The sequence below is a fragment of the Allobosea sp. UNC402CLCol genome (genome assembly GCF_000745475.1).
Taxonomy (GTDB): domain Bacteria; phylum Pseudomonadota; class Alphaproteobacteria; order Rhizobiales; family Beijerinckiaceae; genus Allobosea; species Allobosea spartocytisi.
Map to the genome: position 1 here is coordinate 436166 of NZ_JQJJ01000010.1, position 14940 is coordinate 451105.

12 protein-coding genes are annotated in these 14940 nt (G+C 66.9%); 8 read left to right on the top strand and 4 right to left on the bottom strand.

The window, feature by feature from the left end; translation table 11 throughout:
* Positions 1 to 23 precede the first annotated feature (23 nt).
* Genes argH through GY40_RS14020 form a run of 3 tightly spaced genes read left to right on the top strand, consistent with a single transcriptional unit; the run spans position 24 to position 3602 of the window.
* Positions 24 to 1523, top strand: a complete 1500-nt coding sequence (argH, locus tag GY40_RS14010; protein ID WP_038363201.1) for an argininosuccinate lyase — start codon at positions 24 to 26, stop codon at positions 1521 to 1523.
* Positions 1520 to 2284: an amino acid ABC transporter ATP-binding protein gene (locus tag GY40_RS14015; RefSeq protein WP_038363203.1), complete on the top strand. Its 765-nt coding sequence runs from the start codon at positions 1520 to 1522 to the stop codon at positions 2282 to 2284. The genes argH and GY40_RS14015 overlap by 4 nt, the downstream gene beginning before the upstream one ends.
* Positions 2277 to 3602: an NAD(P)/FAD-dependent oxidoreductase gene (locus GY40_RS14020; RefSeq protein ID WP_038363205.1), complete on the top strand. Its 1326-nt coding sequence runs from the start codon at positions 2277 to 2279 to the stop codon at positions 3600 to 3602. Before GY40_RS14015 ends, GY40_RS14020 begins: the two co-directional genes overlap by 8 nt.
* A 73-nt stretch (positions 3603 to 3675) precedes the next feature.
* Here the strand turns inward: GY40_RS14020 and GY40_RS14025 are convergent, their stop codons facing one another.
* The 4 genes from GY40_RS14025 to GY40_RS14040 form a co-directional block, all read right to left on the bottom strand.
* A complete protein-coding gene (locus tag GY40_RS14025) occupies positions 3676 to 4437 on the bottom strand; it encodes an ABC transporter ATP-binding protein (protein WP_038363209.1) in 762 nt (253 codons plus the stop codon).
* A complete protein-coding gene (locus tag GY40_RS14030) occupies positions 4434 to 5435 on the bottom strand; it encodes a FecCD family ABC transporter permease (RefSeq protein ID WP_248311191.1) in 1002 nt (333 codons plus the stop codon). The genes GY40_RS14025 and GY40_RS14030 overlap by 4 nt, the downstream gene beginning before the upstream one ends.
* Positions 5436 to 5470: 35 nt before the next feature.
* Entirely contained in the window at positions 5471 to 6493 is a 1023-nt protein-coding gene (locus GY40_RS14035) for an ABC transporter substrate-binding protein (RefSeq protein WP_038363213.1), read from the bottom strand.
* 199 nt (positions 6494 to 6692) lie between these two features.
* Complete coding sequence (locus tag GY40_RS14040; RefSeq protein ID WP_038364182.1) at positions 6693 to 8747, bottom strand: oxidoreductase; 2055 nt, start codon at positions 8745 to 8747, stop codon at positions 6693 to 6695.
* Positions 8748 to 8904: 157 nt separating this feature from the next.
* Here GY40_RS14040 and GY40_RS14045 point away from each other — a divergent pair, with 157 nt between their 5' ends.
* The 5 genes from GY40_RS14045 to GY40_RS14065 all read left to right on the top strand — a co-directional run bounded on the left by GY40_RS14045 (position 8905) and on the right by GY40_RS14065 (position 14832).
* The gene (locus GY40_RS14045) at positions 8905 to 9855 is read left to right on the top strand and encodes a LysR substrate-binding domain-containing protein (protein WP_038363217.1); all 951 of its coding nucleotides are present in this window, start codon (positions 8905 to 8907) and stop codon (positions 9853 to 9855) included.
* A gap of 142 nt (positions 9856 to 9997) precedes the next feature.
* Positions 9998 to 10594, top strand: coding sequence for a Csu type fimbrial protein (locus GY40_RS14050; protein WP_349236405.1), 597 nt, complete (start codon positions 9998 to 10000; stop codon positions 10592 to 10594).
* Between the two features lie 119 nt (positions 10595 to 10713).
* Entirely contained in the window at positions 10714 to 11430 is a 717-nt protein-coding gene (locus tag GY40_RS14055) for a fimbrial biogenesis chaperone (protein WP_051988004.1), read from the top strand.
* Positions 11431 to 11440: 10 nt separating this feature from the next.
* On the top strand, positions 11441 to 13870 hold the full coding sequence (locus GY40_RS14060; protein ID WP_051988007.1) for a fimbria/pilus outer membrane usher protein: 2430 nt from the start codon (positions 11441 to 11443) through the stop codon (positions 13868 to 13870).
* Positions 13861 to 14832, top strand: a complete 972-nt coding sequence (locus GY40_RS14065) for a Csu type fimbrial protein (RefSeq protein WP_081925387.1) — start codon at positions 13861 to 13863, stop codon at positions 14830 to 14832. The genes GY40_RS14060 and GY40_RS14065 overlap by 10 nt, the downstream gene beginning before the upstream one ends.
* Positions 14833 to 14940: the final 108 nt, after the last annotated feature.

Genomic DNA, 14940 nt, shown 5'->3' on the forward strand with positions numbered 1-14940 from the left:
ACCTGGATACTGGGGAAGCCGTCATGGAATCGAAAGTCAGCCGCCGCCTGACCGAGAAGGTCGCCGAGGAGGTCTGCGAACACATCTACGCGCCGCGGCTCGCGCGGGATTTCCGCACCGTCTTCGGCTATATGAGCGACCTCAACCAGGCCCATGTGCTGATGCTCGCGCGCTGCGGGCTGATCTCACCGCAGGCTGCGAAAGCGCTTGCCGCCGGGCTCCTGCGCATGGAGACGGACGGGCCCGAGGTCGTCGAACTCGACCCGCAACGCGAGGATTCCTACTTCAATTTCGAAGCGCATCTGATCAAGCTGATCGGGACCGAGGCCGGCGGACGGATGCATATCGCCCGCAGCCGCAATGACCTGACCTCGGGAATCGACCGGCTACGCGCCCGCGACCTGCTGCTCGACGCGAGCCAGGCCCTGCTCTCGGTCGAGGAGCACGCGCTCGACGGAGCCTTCCGCTTCCGGGAGGTGGTGATGCCGGGCTACACTCATCTCCAGCCGGCGCAGCCCATCACCTACGGCTTCTATCTCGCCGGCGTCGCGCAGTCGCTCGAACGTGACCACGGCCGCCTGACGGATGCCTGGGCGCGCACCAATATCAGTCCGCTCGGAGCAGGCGCGCTTGCCGGCACGACCTTCGCGATCGACCGGGAGGCGGTCGCACGCTCACTCGGCTTCCAGGGGCTGGTGGAAAATGCCCTCGATGCCGTCGCGACACGGGATTTCGGGCTCGAGATCCTGTCGGCGCTGACCCAGATCGCGTTGGGGTGGAGCCGCGTGGCGCAGGACTATCACGTGATGGTCTCGCACGAATTCCAGACGATCGAGTTCCCGGATCGGGTGACCGGCACGTCGAGCATCATGCCGCAGAAGAAGAACCCGGTGGTGCTCGAACATCTCAAGGGCAAGGCCGGCCATCTGCTCGGCCTCTACGTCGCCTCCGCGACGGCGGTGAAGGGTACGCATTTCACCAACACCATCGACGGCAATCGCGAGGGGATGCGCGGCGTCTGGGAGGCGGGCGAGGAGACGCTGCGCTGCCTCTCGCTCTTCGATCTGATCATCGCCACGGCCCGGCCGAACGCGGCCTTGATGAAGCGCCGCGTCACCGAGGATTTCGCCTCCGCGACCGATCTTGCCGACCTGATGGTGCGGGAGGCCGATCTCTCGTTCCGCGAGGCGCATCACGTCGTTGGCGGGGTCGTCCGCGCGGCGATGGATGCCGGCCTCGCCGCCGACGGCATCACCATCGGGATGGTCGATGCGGCAGCCCAGGATCAGCTTGGCCGGTCGCTCGGCCTGCCGGCGGATCGCGTCCGCGAGAGCCTCGACCCGGCGGCCAGCGTCGCTGCGCGCCTCGTTCCCGGCGGGCCGGCCCCGGATGCGGTCGCGCAGGCGGTGGAGGCGGCGCAGGCGCGGCTCGAAAATCGCCGTGGCGTTCTGGCACGCAAGCGCGGGGATCTGCAGGGCGCGCGCGAGGAGCTGAAACGGGCCATGCGGGAGCTCGCCGCATGAGCGCCCGGCCGCTGATCAGCTTGCGCGGCATCGGCAAGCGCTTCGGTGCGCATCGGGCGCTCAGCGGCATCGATCTCGATGTCGAGGCGGGTAGCGTCGTGGTCCTGATCGGGCCGAGCGGCTCCGGCAAAAGCACGCTGATCCGCTGCATCAACGGCCTCGTCCGGCCCGACGAAGGCACGCTCCACATCGCCGGAAAACCGGTCGATATCCACCACGAGAGCGCCTGGCAGCAGATGCGGACCGAGGTCGGCATGGTCTTCCAGGACTACGCGCTGTTCCCGCATCTGAGCGTACTGCGCAACATGACGATCACGCCGGAGCGCCGCCGGGGCGTGCCGCGCGCCAAGGCCGAGGAGGAGGCGCGGGCGCTGCTGGCGCGCGTCGGGCTTGCCCACAAGGCGCTGGATTATCCGTCCGCCCTGTCCGGCGGGCAACAGCAGCGCGTCGCCATCGTCCGCGCGCTCGCCATGCGGCCGAAGGCCATCCTCTTCGACGAGCCGACATCGGCGCTCGATCCCGAGACGATCGGCAGCGTCCTCGACGTGATGAAGGATCTTGCCCGGGAGGGCACGACCATGGTCGTCGTCACGCACGAGATGGGCTTTGCCCGCGAGGTCGCCGATCGCGTGGTGTTCATGGCGGAGGGGCAGATCGTCGAGGAGGGGCCGCCGGATGCCTTCTTCGGCGCGCCACGGCACGAGCGCACCCGCACTTTCCTGTCCAACATCAGATCCTTCGGAGAGGCCGCCCATGGCTGAGCCGACCGGCGTTCTGGCGCCGAACTTCACAACCGATCCGTACTGGTGGGACGCGGCCCCGCCCGAGACCGCACGTGACCCGCTGCCGGAGGAGACCGATATCCTTGTCGTCGGCTCAGGCTATTGCGGCCTCTCGGCTGCGGCCGAACTGGCTCGCAATGGTGTCGACGTCACGGTCGTCGACGCGGAGGAACTCGGCGCCGGCGCCTCGACGCGCTCCGGCGGCATGGTCTCGAGCGGCCAGAAGCTCGTCATCGGCGGCGCGATCAAGGGCGTCGATGCCGCGCGCATGGAACGGCTTCTGGAGGATTCGCTGTCATCCTACGAGCACCTCAAGAGCCTGATCCGCGAGAAGGAGCTCGATGCCGATCTCGGCGTCTTCGGCCGCTATTTCGGCGCCCATGTGCCTGGTCATTACGACCGGCTGCGCCGCCATGGCGAATTGCTGGCGAAGCACACCGGCGTCACCGTCCACGAGATTCCGAAATCGCGGCAGCACGAGATCACGAAGACGGATTTCTACCATGGCGGCATCGTCATCGACGATTATGGCGGCCTCCATCCGGCGAAGTATCACCGGGCCTTGCGCCGCCTCGCGCAGGCCAATGGCGCAAAGCTGCGCTCGCATGCCCCGGTCCTCAAGGTCGGCCCGCTGGCGAACGGCTTCCACGCGGTCGAGACCGGTCGCGGCATGGTTCGCGCGCGCCATGTCTTCTTCGGCACCAACGGCTACAGTGACAAGGCGAGCGGCTTCCTGCACAAGCGGATCGTCGGCGTGCGCAGCTACCAGATCGCGACCGAGCCGCTGCCGCCGGAGCTGATGGCCGAGATCAATCCCGGCCGGCGCATGATCACCGATTCCAAGCGCGAGCTGATCTATACCCGCCCGTCTCCGGACGGCACGCGCATCCTGTTCGGCAGCAGGCCCGGCATGCTCAACGTGCCGGAACGCGAGGCGGCGCCGCGCCTTCACGCCATGATGCTGAAGGTCTGGCCGCAGCTTGCGGGCTATAAGGTCACGCATTGCTGGAGCGGCAAGGTCGGCATGACCGCCGACAAGATCGCGCATATGGGCAAGCTCGGCGGCATCGACTTCGCCGTCGGCTGCAATGGCAACGGTGTCGCGCTGATGACCTATCTCGGCCACCAATCGGCGCTGAAGCTGCTCGGGAAGCAGAACCGCAGGAGCGCCTTCGACGACCCTGCCTTCCCCGAAATTCCGGTGCCGCTCTACGATGGCCGCCCCTGGTTCCTGCCCATCGTCAGCGGCTGGTACCATCTGCAGGACGCGATCGATCGCCGACTGGCGCGGTTCTGAAGGAAATGGCGGCGGCAAAAAAAAACGCCGAGTTGCTCGCGGCAGCCTCACCCCGCAGCAGGGCGCGCTGCGGTCACCGCAGATAGTGGATATGCGGCCTGTGATGGTGAGGAGATGCCTCGACGCGCGCCTCGACTGAAAAGACCTCCCGCAGGAGCGTTTCGCTGATCACCGCGTCCGGCGGTCCGGACGCCACGATCCGGCCTTGCTGCATGACGATCACCCGGTCGCAGAACATGGCGGCGTGGTTGAGGTCGTGCAGGGCGACGACGCTGGTGATCGGCAGGCTCGCGACGAGCTTCAGCACGCCGATCTGGTGCTGGATGTCGAGATGGTTGGTCGGCTCGTCGAGAACGAGTTCGGTCGGCGTCTGAGCGAGGGCTCTGGCGATATGCGTGCGCTGCTTCTCGCCGCCCGACAGGCTCTGCCAGCGCTCGTTGCGCCGGTCCTGCATGCCGGCGCGCTGGAGCGCCTCGTCCACGGCACGGTCGTCCGCATGGGTCCAGCGGGACATCCAGGAGCGATGCGGAAATCGTCCGAGCCGGACGACATCGACGACACGGAGATTGGCGCTGGTGGTCGCATGCTGCTCGACGAAGGCGACGCGACGCGCCACCGTTCGGGCACCCAGCGATGCGAGATCGCTTCCATCCAGCAGCACGCGGCCCGATTGCGGCCGCTTCAGACCGGTCAAAAGGCGCAGGAGCGAGGTCTTGCCGGAGCCGTTGGGGCCGAGCAATCCCAGCATCCGGCCGGGCTCGGCGGCAAAGGAGACGCCGTCGACGATCGTCCTGCTTCCGATCCGCCAGACCAGATTCTCTGCCGTGATGCTCATGAGGCACGCTGCAGCCGGTAGAGGATGATCGAGAAGAACGGCACGCCGACGAGAGCGGTGACGACGCCGATCGGGAGCACCTGTTGCGGGATCAGGGCACGCGAAGCGACATCCGCCAAGACCATGAAAACCGCGCCGATCAGCACGCAGGCCGGCAGGAGCCGGACATGGAGGGGGCCGATCAGGGCCCGGGCGGTATGGGGCACGATCAAGCCGACAAAGCCGATGGAGCCGACCATGCTGACGATGGTCGCGGTCATCATGGCAGTGAGGGCGAAGAGGACGATCCGGGCCCGGCCGACATTGACGCCGAGGGAGGCGGCGGTCTCGTCGCCGAAGGCGAAGGTGTCGAGCGTCCGCGCATAGCAGAGGCAGGCGACGAGCCCGAGGCTGACGACCACCGAAACCAGCATGAACTCCGGCCAGCGCACGCCGCCGAAGCTGCCGAGAAGCCAGAACATGACGTCGCGGGCCTGCTGGGCGTTGCCGGAGGTGGTGACGATATAGGAGGTCGCGGCATTGAAGAGCTGCGAAGCCGCTACGCCCGCCAGGATGGTGCGGTCGGCGCCGCCGCGCGTGCCGTTCGAGAGCAGGGCGACGAAGCAGAAGGCGGCGAAGGCGCCGAGGAACGCGCCGCCGGACAGCGAGAGAACGCCGCCGCCCAGGCCCAGGATGATGATCGCGACCGCGCCGGTCGATGCGCCCGCCGAGATGCCGAGCACATAGGGTTCCGCGAGCGGGTTGCGCAGCAGCGACTGCATGATCGCGCCGGAGAGCGCGAGGCCGGCGCCACAGAAGGCTGCGACCAGAGCGCGGCTCAAGCGGTAATCCCAGATCACCGTCTCGTAGACGCGATCGATCTCGACCGTCGTCCAGCCCAGCCGGTTGGTGACGGCGGCGAGCGTCGTGCCGAGCGGGATCGGCAGGTCGCCGATGCCGACGCTGAGACCGATGGCGAGCCCGATCGCCGCCAGCGATCCCAGCAGCAGGCCGGCCAGGGCCGCCTTGCCCTGGAGGGCGCCGTATTCCCCGTTCACTTCAGCAGGCCGAGCGCTTTCAACTGCTGCGCCACTTGTTCGGCGCCGTAGATCGTCCGGACGGTCGGGTTCATCGCTTGGCCATCCATGACCACGATGGCCTTGTTCCTGACGGCCGCAAGCTGGCTGACCGCCGGGTCCGTGGTCAGGAACTTGATCTTGGCCTCCGGCTTGTCGAGCTCCCAGCGGTTGCGGTCGAGGTTGGCGACGACGATGACGTCGGGCTTGGCTGCGATGATGCCTTCCCACCCAAGGGTCGGCCATTCGGCCTCGGTCTGGATGGCGTTGCGACCGCCGAGCAGGTCGGCGATGAAGCCGGACGCGCCGTTCTTGCCGCCGAGATAGGCGTCGGCGGAGGGAGACGGGCTGGAGAACCAGAAGACGTAGGAGAGTTTCTGGTCGCCCGGCGTCACGCTGGCGCGCAGCGCCGCCTCACGCGCCTTGAAATCAGCGATCAGGGCCTGGCCGCGATCGGCGACGTCGAAGATCCGCGAGAGCTCGTCGATCTCCTGATAGAGCGCATCCGTGCTCCAGAGCTGGGCGCGGCTGCCATAGGCGTCCTTGCTGCCCTTCGTATCGAGACAGGTGCTGGGGGACAGATAGCTGGGAATGCCGACACGCTCGAAATCCTCGCGCTTCGCGACCTTGCTGCTCGGACCGAGCAGCGTGGGAAGGGCGGCTGCGACGAAATCCGGCCTCTCGGCGAGCATGCTCTCGAAGGTCGGGAACTCCACGGTCAGGAGCTTCACCCTGGCATTGGCTTCGGCAAGCTGCGGCAGGACCTTGCTTGGCCAGAAGGCGGTGCCCACCATCCTGTCCTGGAGCCCGAGCAGCAGCATGATCTCGGCGCTGTTCTGGCCGAGGCCGATGGCCCGCTGCGGAGCCTTCTGGAAGGTGACCTTCACGCCGCAATTGTCGAGCGTCAGCGGGTAGCTGTTCGGAGCTGCGGCAACCGGGGTCGCGATGCCGCCGGCGACGCAAAGCCCGGCCGCGATCAAAAGCGATTTGAAGCTGCCCACGCGTCATGTCCAAGGAAAGTTGTCTGTGGGGCGACCTCTTAACGGCCCTGCGAGAAAAGGGCTAGCTGAGGCCAAAACATTATAAATATTCTAAATTACGGCGACGATTTACTTTCCGACGGCGTGAACAGTGCTTCCCCTGCGAAGCTTCGCAAGGTCCACGCGACGATGCCATGCCCATCGTCCGGGCGCGCCCCGCTCAAAGCTTCGAGCAGAGCCGGTAGGCCTCGTAGATCGATGAATAGATGTCCCGGCTCGACACCGCGTCGCCGATGCGATGCAGTAGGAAGCTGCCGGCCGGAGGCGCTTCAGCCTCCGCATCGCCGACCATGAAAGCGGTATCGGTGACACCGTCATTGGCCGAGAGCGCTCTCAGCGCGTGATAGATCTCGGCGGCGGGCAATGTGCCGTGCTCGACGATGATCTGGCTCGCTTCGATCCGGTTTTGCGCACCGGTCAGCTCGTGGCGGAAGCTGGCCTGAAGGGTGTTGCCCCGGCGTTCGACCTTCTCCAGCCTGACCTCGGTGAAGGAGCGGATGCCAAGCTCCGCAAAGCGTTTCCTGAAGCCGGATCTGTCGATATAGGACATCTCGACGGCAAGCGCGTCGTCCGGCGTGGCGATCGAGACCGTCTTGCCCTGCTGGGCGAGATGCAGGGCGCAGGACGCCGCCGCCTGCCGCCCGGTTCCATCATAGACGAGCACATCGTCCTTGCCCGGCACCGTTCCGGTCAGCACGTCCCAGACTGTGTCGCAGAGCTCGGCGCCCTCCAGCCAGTCGGTGTCGGGAACGCCGCCCGTGGCGATGATGACGAGGTCGGGCTCCTCGGCGCGCACCGCGTCGGCCTCGACATAGCAGTTCGTGCGGATATCGACGCCGAGACGTTCCAATTCGCCGATCCGCCAGTCGACGATGCCGATCAGATCGCGCCGTTCGGCCGCGGCCGTTGCCACGAGCAGCTGGCCGCCGAGCCTGGGCGCCGCCTCGAACAGGATGACGGAATGGCCGCGCTCGGCGCAGACGCGGGCGGCTTCGAGGCCTGCGGGGCCGCCGCCGACGACGACGGCCTTCAGCCGCCGCGAGGCCGGCTTCACCTCGTGACCGAGCACGGTCTCGCGTCCGCTGGCCGGGTTATGGATGCAGTTGACCTTCTTGTAGAGGCAGTAGGAGGCGCCCACGCAGGGCCTGATCCGCTCCTCATCGCCCCGGATGAGCTTGTTGACGATATGCGGGTCGGCAATGTGGGCGCGCGTCATGCCGATCAGGTCGACGATGCCCTCGCGGATCGTATGGCGGGCCGTTGCGATATCGCGGATGCCGCCGGCATGGATCAGCGGCAGCTTCGTCTCGCGGCGGAATTGCGTGACCTTGTCGAGATAGGGCGCGCTGCGCTGGAACAGGCCGGGCATGTTGTCTTCCGCCAGCGCCAGATCGGTGTCCATGCGGCCGTAGATGCAGTTGAAGTAATCGATGTGCCCCTCGCGCTCGAAGATGCGGGCGAGCTGCAGGCAATCCTCGAACCCCGATCCATCGGCGACGCCTTCGTCGATCACGAAGCGGATGCCGACCACGGCGTCGTCACCGACGCGCTTGCGAATGGCCTCATGGACCATCAGGCCGAAGCGGGCGCGGTTCTCGGGCGAGCCGCCGAAGCGATCCCTGCGCTTGTTGGTGAGCGGCGACAGGAACTGGCCGATGAGATGGCCTCCCGTCACGGTCTCGACGCCGTCGAGCCCGCCCTCCATGCAACGCAGCGCCGCATCGGCGTAATCCCGGATGATCCGCGCGATATCCGCCTCATCCATTTCCTTGGGAAAGTTGCGGTTGCGCGTCTCCCGCACGCGCGACGGCGCCAGCACCGGCAGCCAGTTCCAGCCATAGGAGGTGGCGCGGCGACCGAGATGCGAGACCTGGCACATCACCGCCGCGCCATGGCGGTGGATGCGCGCCGATAATTGCGACAGATGCGGAATGATGCGGTCGCTGGAGAGATCGAGCTGGCCGCCGCCCCAGCTGGAGTCGGGGGAGGTCATCGCCGAGCCGCCGATCATCGTCATGGCGAGCCCGCCGCGGGCCTTCTCCTCATGGTAGCGCTGATAGCGCTCCAGCGGCAGCCCGCCATCGTCGAGCATGGAGGCGTGGCTGGTGCTGACGATGCGATTTCGGAAACGCAGTTTCTTGATCGCGAACGCCTCGAGAAGCGGGTCGAGGCTTGCATCGGGCGCGGGAGCGGCGGTTAGCTGTGCTGCACTCACCGAATTGTCCTCGCCAAAGCCAAAGCCTATACGCATGCGTGATGGCAGCTGCGAAGCTGCGCAGGCGCTGTCATATGGCTGATCCCCCTGCGATCCTGCGGCAGATGCCGGAAGCGGAGTAGATTGAAAAAAGCTTGGCGAGGGATACGCTGAGAGTATGGCTCTTCTTCCTCGCCTGGTTCCGTCGGCGCGCGGGCTGCTGATCTTCGAGGCCGCGGCACGCACCGGCAGCTTCACGGCGACGGCGGTCGAGTTCAATGTCACCCAGCCCTCGATCAGCCGCAGCGTCGCCGAGCTGGAGGCGGCCATCGGGGTCAAGCTCTTCGAACGCCGCGCGCGTGGAATCGAGCTGACCATCGATGGGCGCGCGCTCCATGACGTCCTCGGTGAGGCCGTCACCCGTATTGCCGAGACCATCGAGGCGATCCAGCGTCGCAAGAGTTCGACGAAACCTGTCGTCACGCTTTCGATGTCGAGCTCTTTCGTGGCCCATTGGCTGCTGCCGCGTCTCGGTGAGTTCAATGCGGCATTCCCGCAGGTCGATATCCGCTTCGATCTGGTTCCGGGCGTCCTGCGCGGCATCCCGGACAATGTCGATCTCGCCACGCGCATCGTCGCCGCCGACGATGAAAGCTTTCATCGCTGGTCTTTCGCGCCCGAGATCATTTTCCCGGTGTGCAGCCCGGCCTATCTCAGCGCCCGCGGCCCGCTCGACCATAAGGGCGATGGGGCCGGACATGTGTTCCTGTGGCTGACGGACCATGCGACCCCCAAATGGGCCAAGGAATGGGGCAACGTCGCCCATCGCGGCACGTCCCGCGGCGTCTGGCACGAATTCACGGATTACTCCGTCATTCTCCAGGCCGCTCTCAACGGCGAGGGCATCGCGCTCGGCTGGGTCAGCGTCATCGCGAGCATGCTGCTGAAGGGCATGCTGGTGCCTGCCTCGGATCTCGTCATCCGCACCGGCCAGCACCATAGCCTGGTCGCGCCCCGGTCCAAGCCCCTGAGCCCCGTCGTCGTCGAGATCGCTCTCTGGCTCCAGGCTGGGATCGCGAAAGAGCTCGATGCGCTCGCCGGCATGGATGGCCTGTCCATCGGGAGCTGATCGCGGGAGCCGGCGGCGGACCGGTTTCGCTTCAGAAAAGCAGGGCGTCGAGGTGGTCGGGAGCGGCTTGCGCCGGCAAGAGGCGCTGCAGCGCTGCCGGCCTCGTGCCGAGGATTGCAGGCCATGTGAGGTGCGTGAACGGATGCCGGCGCTAGCACGCTCAGGTTGCGGTGTTAAGCATCCATTAACCAAGCTGGCCCAATACTCCTATTGTATCGACTTGCCTAAATTCCTGACAATGGATGTTTTTATTATGGCAAGAATACATTTCGTTTCCGCAGTACTGATAGCTTCCCTTGTGTCAAGTGCCTCGAATGCGGCCACGGCTACGGGCAATTTCCAGGTTCAGATCAATATCCAGGCTACCTGCATTGTTGTCAGTGCCTCGGATCTTAACTTCGGCAACGCCGGCGTCCTTTCGGCGAATGTCGATTCGACGAGTACTATCAGCGTCCAGTGCACAGCCACGACGCCTTATTCCATCGGGCTCAACCAGGGCGTGAATGGTGGCTCCGTCACGACGCGCCAAATGGCGGGGGCCGGCGGCCTGATCAATTACGCGCTTTTCCGTGACGCCGGCCGAACCCAGAACTGGGGATCGACCATCGCGACGGATACCGTTGCCGGGATCGGGAGCGGCGCGGCGCAGAACTATACCGTCTACGGCCGGGTTCCGCCCCAAACCACCCCCGCGCCGGCGCTCTACACCGACACCATCACGGTGACGGTGACGTACTGACCGGCGCAATTGCGCTCGCCTGCCGCCGACGATCGACCAGGCCTAACCGAAGGAGGCGCGACGGAGCTGCATGCGCAGCGCCGATCCCTGCCGCTGTGCCGGAACAGAAGGAAACCCGCATGAAGAGCGCGGTCATCGGAATTGGTTTTGCAAGCCTCCTCGCCGGAGCGGCGGATGCGGCTTCCCTGCAGGTCGCCCCCGTGCTGCTGGACCTCGCGGCGCCCGGAAACACGGCGACGATCACCTTGCGCAACACGGATGTCGAACCGATCACCGCCCAGATCCGCGTCTTTCGCTGGATCCAGCGCGACGGAGCCGAACGGCTTGAGCCCGTGGACGACGTCGTGGCCAGCCCGCCGGTCGTCCAGCTGCGCTCCCGTCAGGATTACACGGTCCGGATCGTCCGGGTGACGGGGCAGCCCGTCGCGCGAGAGGAGGCGTATCGGCTGGTCATCGACGAATTGCCCAAGCCGAACCGCACGCCCGGAACCGTGGCTCTGGTCATGCGCCATGTGGTGCCCGTCTTCTTCAGCCGGAAATCCGCTTCGCCCGCCTCGGTCGCCTGGTCGGTCAGCCGCCATGACAAGGGCTTGACCCTGAGCGCGGTGAACAGCGGAGAAAGGCGCGCACGCTTCGCCGCGATCACGATCCGCGACGCTTCCGGAAAGGTGGTGTCCGAGACGAAGGGGCTTCTCGGCTATTCGCTCGGCGGTTCGTCGATGCAATGGGTCCTTCCCTCGTCGCCGTCAGCGAGGTCGGGCGCGCGGTTCACGATTTCCGGCATGACCGACATTGGCTCGTTCAATGCGCCGCTGCCGGTGTCCGCCAGCCGCTAGGTTCGCAGCCATGGCGATGCTGGTGCTTGGATCGGCGTGCTGGGCTGCGAACCCCGCTCGAGGCGAGGACGGAGCCGGCCGCGAGCTGCATCTCGATGTTCTTCTCGACGGCCAGGCGATCGGCCTGATCGGCGCCTTTCGTCAAAATCCTCGCGGTGACATCCTGGCGCTTCGCAAGGAGCTGGAGGAGCTCGGCGTCAAGGTCCCCGGTGCCTTCAAGGCGGCGGACGAGGTCGCCCTGCTCGCCATTCCCGGCCTGACCTTCCGCTATGACGAGGCGGCACAGCGGATCGACATCAGGCTGCCGCCGGAGGGGCGCCTGCCCAAGACCTACGACGCGCAACCGTCCAGCGCCACGCCCGCGCCGAAGCCCGAGCGCGGCAGCACCGGTGCCGTCCTCAACTACACGCTCTTCGGAACATCCGAGGACAAGCAATTGAGCAGCTTCTGGCGCTACCCCACCCTGTCCGCGACGCTCGACGCGCGGCTGTTCAGCCCCATCGGCGTGGTCTCGCAGACCGGGATCCTGAGCGACCGGTCGCTTGCGGGGGGATCGACCGAAGCGCTCCGGCTGGAGACGAGCTGGACCTATTCCGACCCGGAGACCCTGCTGACCTATCGTGCCGGCGACCTGATCTCGAGCGGCTTGGCATGGACCCGCCCCGTCCGCCTGGGCGGCCTACAGTTCCAGCGGAATTTCGGGCTGCGCCCCGACCTGATCACGCTGCCGCTGCCCAGCGTCACGGGTTCCGCGGCGGTGCCGTCGACGGTCGACGTGTTCGTCAACGGCGCGAAGGCCATTTCACAGGATGTCGGCAGCGGCCCGTTCCGCATCACCAACATCCCCATCCTCACCGGCAACGGCAATGCCAGCGTGGTCGTGCGCGACGCCTCGGGCCGGCAGAGTGAGTCGAGCCTGCCCTTCGTCGTGTCCAGCAATCTGCTCCGGCCGGGCCTGTTCGATTTTTCCGCCGAGCTCGGCCGGCCACGGCTGCAATACGGCCTGCGGTCCAGCCTCTATGGCGACGATGTCGCGGGATCGGCAAGCGCGCGCTATGGCATCACCGACACCGTCACGGTGGTCGCGCATGGCGAGGGGACGCGCGGGCTCGGCACGGGCAGCGTCGGCGGCGTCTTCGGCCTCGGTCGCTACGGCGTGCTGACCGCGGCGGGCGCCGGCAGTTGGAACGATGGCCGCATCGGCGGCCAGTCCTATGTTTCGTTCGAGACGCAGCTTTGGGGGGTGTCCTTCATGGCCGCGTCCCAGAGGACCTTCGGAGCCTACAGGGATCTGGCCGCGGTCAGCGGCGTTCCGTTCCCGGGGTTGGGCGGCGGCGTCACCGATTATGTCGCGACGGCGGGCTCGCCGACGCTGAGCGGCGACAGATGGGAGCGGATGCTTCTGCCGCCGCGCGCGCTCGACAGGGTCTCGATCGGCGTGCCGGTGCCGCTGCTGGGCGGAGCGGTCAGCCTCGGCTTCGCCCATGTGAAGCCGGCGCTGGGGCGCGCCAACCGCATCGTGAATGCGAGCTATACGCGGCCGCTCTGGGGTGGCGGCTCATTCTACGCCACCTTCTACACCGATCTGGCGGATCGCAGTTCCGCTGGCGTTTTCGCCGGGCTGTCGTTTCCGTTCGGGAGCGACATCACCTCCTCGGCGGGCGCCAGCCGCACGGGCTCGACCTGGTCGCTCGCGGCCGACGTCAACAAGCCCATCGGCCAGGAGATCGGAAGCGTCGGCTGGCGCATCCGCGATGTCGAAGGGCCCTCCGGACAGACGCGGCGGGCGGCGTCCGTCGCCTATCGCGGCGCCGCCGGCCAGATCGAGGCCGGCGTGGCGCAGGGCGACGGAGGCTTCACCGGGACGATGCAGCTCGACGGCTCGGTGGCGATCGCGGGGGGCAGCGTCTTCGCCGGCAACCGGATCGACGATGCGTTCGCCGTGGCGAAGGTCGGCGTCCCGGGCGTGGACGTGCTGTTCGAGAACCGGGTGGTCGCCCGCACCGACGCATCCGGCAGCGCGCTCATCCCGACGCTGCGATCCTATCAGGCCAACAGGATTTCGATCGACCCCCGCGACCTGCCGGTCGATGCGTCCTCGGAGACCACGGTCGAATTGCGCGCCCCGTCGGATCGGGCCGGCGTGATCGTCGATTTCGGCGTCAGGTCGATGAGCAACGCGGCGATCGTCATCCTTCAGGACGCGGCGGGGCGCCCCTTGCGCGTTGGGGCGACGGGCGCGCTTCAACCCGGTCTCAGGGGGACGAGTGCCGCCGCGCCGGAATTCACGGTCGGCTATGACGGCCGGGCCTTCATCGAGAACCTGTCGGCGGATAACGAGGTGGTCGTGCGGCTCGAGGCGGGATCCTGCCATGCGCGGTTTCCCTTCGCGCCCCGGGACAAGGCGCAAGTCTCGATCGGACCGGTCCGATGCCAATAGCGCGCGGTCTGCTGTGGCTGTGCCTCTGGACCATGCTCGCGGCGGCAGGGATGCTGCCGGCGGCCCGGCCGGCGAGCGCCCAATCCTGCTCCTTGAGCATCACGCCCCTGGCCTTCGGCGATGTCGACGTCACGGCCAATGCACAGGTGAACGGAACCGCCACGGCCACGGTCTCCTGCTCGGGTACAATCTTGCCGGTGGGAGTCTGCATAGAGCTGGGGCCCGGCAGCGGCGGCGGCACGAATGCGGCGAATCGCACCCTCGTCAACGGCGCCAACCAGCTCCGTTACGGCCTGTTCTCCGATGCGGCGGCGAGTGTCCCCTGGGGATCGGGGGCGTGGGCGGCAGGAGGCGCATCGCCCGTCGGCTTCAATCTGTCCATGCCCGGCGGCACCGGCAGCCGCAGCGTCACGATCTATGGCCGCGTCTATAGCGGCCAGGCCACGGCTGCGCCGGTGCCTTACAGCAGCAGTTTTTCCGGCGCCGATGCGCAGATCCGCTATGGGCTCCTCTCCTTCCTGCTCGGATGCAATCTGCTGACGGTCACCCAGTCTGGGAGCTTCAACGTCACGGCGAACGTGCCGCCGACCTGCAGGGTCACGACCAGCGACCTGAATTTCGGGCCGGTCGGCGTCCTGACCGCGCCCCATGATGCCTTCACCAGCCTGGCGCCGACCTGCACGAACGGAACCGCCTATCAGATCGGACTCGATGGCGGCCTGTCGGGCGCCACCAATCCGACGCTGCGGCGCATGGTCAAGGGCGGCGAGGGGATCACCTATGGCCTCTACCGGGATACGGCGCGCACCCAGGCGTTCGGAAACACGCTCGGTGCCAATACCCTGGCGGGGCTGGGGTCGGGCCTGGCACAGACGACATTCGTCTATGGGCGCGTGCCGGCTCAGGCGACGCCGTCACCGGGCGCCTATGCCGATACGATCCAGGCGACGGTCACCTATTGAGCGCTCGCGACGGCGCCGAACGCCGCCGCCCTCCAGCGGGTCGGGCGCAATTCCTCCTCCATAATTGCGAATAAATCGCACTTGCAAGTACGGCGGACTTCAAGGTAG

What these genes read in the sequence shown, in the direction of transcription:
- argH (WP_038363201.1), top strand. Translation starts at nt 24, where the DNA reads ATGGAATCGAAAGTCAGCCGCCGCCTGACCGAGAAGGTCGCCGAGGAG.
- GY40_RS14060 (WP_051988007.1), top strand. Translation starts at nt 11,441, where the DNA reads ATGGCGATGCTGGTGCTTGGATCGGCGTGCTGGGCTGCGAACCCCGCT.
- GY40_RS14025 (WP_038363209.1), bottom strand. Translation starts at nt 4,437, where the DNA reads ATGAGCATCACGGCAGAGAATCTGGTCTGGCGGATCGGAAGCAGGACG.
- GY40_RS14015 (WP_038363203.1), top strand. Translation starts at nt 1,520, where the DNA reads ATGAGCGCCCGGCCGCTGATCAGCTTGCGCGGCATCGGCAAGCGCTTC.
- GY40_RS14045 (WP_038363217.1), top strand. Translation starts at nt 8,905, where the DNA reads ATGGCTCTTCTTCCTCGCCTGGTTCCGTCGGCGCGCGGGCTGCTGATC.
- GY40_RS14065 (WP_081925387.1), top strand. Translation starts at nt 13,861, where the DNA reads ATGCCAATAGCGCGCGGTCTGCTGTGGCTGTGCCTCTGGACCATGCTC.
- GY40_RS14050 (WP_349236405.1), top strand. Translation starts at nt 9,998, where the DNA reads ATGCCGGCGCTAGCACGCTCAGGTTGCGGTGTTAAGCATCCATTAACC.
- GY40_RS14020 (WP_038363205.1), top strand. Translation starts at nt 2,277, where the DNA reads ATGGCTGAGCCGACCGGCGTTCTGGCGCCGAACTTCACAACCGATCCG.
- GY40_RS14055 (WP_051988004.1), top strand. Translation starts at nt 10,714, where the DNA reads ATGAAGAGCGCGGTCATCGGAATTGGTTTTGCAAGCCTCCTCGCCGGA.